2 protein-coding genes are annotated in these 3,064 nt (G+C 42.1%); one reads left to right on the plus strand and one right to left on the minus strand.

Annotated elements, in window-relative coordinates; all coding sequences use genetic code 11:
* Positions 1 to 216: 216 nt before the first annotated feature.
* Complete coding sequence (locus LC574_RS33440; protein WP_229457882.1) at positions 217 to 513, minus strand: hypothetical protein; 297 nt, start codon at positions 511 to 513, stop codon at positions 217 to 219.
* A 617-nt stretch (positions 514 to 1,130) separates the two neighbouring features.
* Between LC574_RS33440 and LC574_RS33445 the strand changes: the two genes are divergently transcribed.
* On the plus strand, positions 1,131 to 3,064 hold a 1,934-nt coding region (locus LC574_RS33445), incomplete at its 3' end, for a glycerophosphodiester phosphodiesterase family protein (protein WP_229457883.1).

The following is a 3,064-nucleotide window of genomic DNA, read 5'->3' on the forward strand; positions in this document are numbered from 1 at the left end:
CAATGAGCAATGCTAAACCCCTACAACAGATGTGGTTCAAATACATGAAAACTGCTGTAAGCCCAAAAACCTTGGTAGAGACGCGAAATTTCGCGTCTCTACAGGTCTAAAATCAGTACCAAAAATCCTTAACTGAACTGTATTGAGATGTGTGGGACAAGTAGGTTAGAGTTGGGTAGCATTGATGACGTTGGATAAAGAGAGAGAGTACCGTACCTACTTCCAAACAAGTAAATGCTGTCGCTCAACAAGTAAATGCGATCGCTCAACAAGCAAATGCTCTCGCTCAACAAGCAAATGCTCTCGCTCAACAAGCAAATGCTCTCGCTCAACAAGCAAATGCTCTCGCTCAACAAGCAAATGCTCTCGCTCAACAAGCAAATGCTCTCGCTCAACAAGTAAATGCGATCGCTCAACAAGCAAATGCGATCGCTCAACAAGCAAATGCGATCGCTCAACCTGACTTTTGACGGGATGTGGAAAAGGGGAGCATCCCACTTTTTTGCATGTCATTGCGAGCGAAGCGAAGCAATCACAAAATCCTCCAACTCAGAGCGAGTCCATGCGATTGCTTCGTCGTTCCTCCTCTCTACGAGACGCTACGCGAACGCAATGACAATTATTTTCTCATTACAGCGCTTTTCAAGTAATTGAACTACACCACTCCCTACTCCCCACTCCCCACTCCCCGTCTCATCTGTGATTTTATTAATTTTTTCTTAGAAATACTTTAATTATTTCTTTTATTTAGCTTATTTTTATCTTAATCTTTTCATGGAAACATTTTTACTGTTAGTAGATCAGTTATCTCATAACTACTATCAGCATTAAATTCTGAATCTCAGTCTTCCACACTCATTACTCACTAATACAGATTAGTAGTTGAGATTCTATTATCATTTATCAAAGTTTTGATAACTTTGAAAAAATACGTTTTTTGTAAATGTATTCTCGGCGTTCAGACGAAATCGGACTTAACTGGCTTGCCCAAACTATATTTTTGCAATTCTGAAATTTACCAGTAATTCCGGTTTCTAACCTGAGTTCATGATTTACTTTTCCCACAAGTAATCAGAGAACTTGAATAACTTGTGATGCAGTTAAATCCAAATACCCAACCAACATTCTAAATTATGGCAATTAAGTTAGTCGGCTTTGCTTCTTTACCTGCTGATACCTTTAGTGATGGGCCAGCTTCTGGTGCAGACGTTTCAGCCAATGGCAGAACCGGGCCTTTCCCAGGACAGCCAATACAAGGCTTTAGCGGTGTTCAATTTGCTAACAGCAACTCTTTGTACTTCCTGTCAGATAATGGTTACGGTAGCAAAGATAATAGCGAAGACTTTCTACTGCGGATCAATCGTGTAGACCCAAATTTTAAGGGAACAGAGAATGGAGACGGCAGCGTTAAAGTTTTAGACTACATTCAACTGTCTGACCCGAACAACAAGGTTCCTTTCCAAATTGTAAATGAGGGAACTACTGGAAGATTATTAACTGGTGCAGACTTTGATGTAGAGTCATTCGTCTTTGATAAAGACGGGACAATCTGGGTGGGAGATGAGTTTGGCCCCTACCTATTGCATTTTGATGCGACTGGTAAGTTATTAGAGGCTCCCATTGCTACACCCGACCGTTTCAAAACTTTAGATGGAGAAGCACCTAAAGTTATTGGCCACAGAGGTGCAAGTGGCTATCGTCCAGAACACACCTTAGAGTCTTATAAGCAAGCAATTGAGCGCGGTGCTGACTTCATTGAGCCTGACTTGGTAGTTACAAAAGATGGTGTGCTAATTGCTCGCCATGAGCCAGCTTTAGCAGTTTTAAACGCTGATGGTAGTGTCAATTTCAGCAATACAACCACAGATGTTTACAAACGTCCAGAGTTTGCCGATCGCAAGAAAACAGTAAGTTTAGATGGAAACACAATTACAGGTTGGTTTGCTGAAGACTTCACCTTAGCTGAGATCAAGACTTTACGCGCAGAAGAACGTCTACCTTTCCGCGATCAATCCTTTAATGGTCAATTTCAAGTTCCTACCCTCACGGAAATCATCGATTTAGTTAAGCAAGTAGAAGCCGACACAGGTAAAAAAATTGGTATCTACCCTGAAACTAAGCATCCGACCTATTCGGCCAATGAAGCTACTTATGTAGGCACCACAAACAAAATAAATAGAAACATCAGTCAGTTATTAATCGATACACTGAAGGAAAATAACTTTACTGACCCCAGTCGTATCTTCATCCAGTCCTTTGAAGTATCTAACCTCAAAGAACTGCATGATAGCATTATGCCTGCGGCAGGGGTGGATATTCCACTTGTCCAACTTTTAGATGCCAGTGACATTGACATCAACGGCAAGATCATCGAGAGTCAGCCTTATGATTTGAAAGTCAATGGTGACACTCGCACTTATGGCGACTTGCGAACTCCAGAAGGCTTGGCTGAAATTGCCACTTATGCTGATGGCATTGGCCCTTGGAAGCGGATGATTGTTAGTGTCAAAGGTACTGATGCTAATGGTGATGGCAAAGCTGATGATGTGAATGGGGATGGAGCAGTCAATGATGCTGATAAGACAACATTACCTCCCTCTACCTTAGTTCAAGATGCCCACAATGCAGGTTTACAGGTTCATCCTTACACCTTCCGGAATGAAGATCGGTACCTAGCAGCAGATTACAAAGGTAATCCAGAACTAGAATTTCAGCAGTTCTTTCAATTAGGGGTAGATGCACTCTTCACAGATTTCCCAGATACAGGGGATAAAGTCCGAGATTTCTTGAGTGATCCTCAGAATAACTTGGTGCGATCGCCACAAAATCCCGATGTTCTTTCAGGAGATGCTTTTGCTAACTTGGGTGGTTCCAAAGGTTTTGAAGGCGGAGCAATCAACGCCAGCAAAACCAAACTCTATATGCTGCTAGAGGGTACGGTTCAGGGTGATCCTGCTGGTGCTTTGCGGATTAATGAATTTGATATCGCCAGCCGTGATTACACTGATAAGAAACTTTACTACAAGCTGGAAAATCCTGCTTATGCGATCGGGGATCTAGCAGT

This window comes from Nostoc sp. CHAB 5715, from assembly GCF_020829685.1.
Classification (GTDB): Bacteria; Cyanobacteriota; Cyanobacteriia; order Cyanobacteriales; family Nostocaceae; genus Nostoc.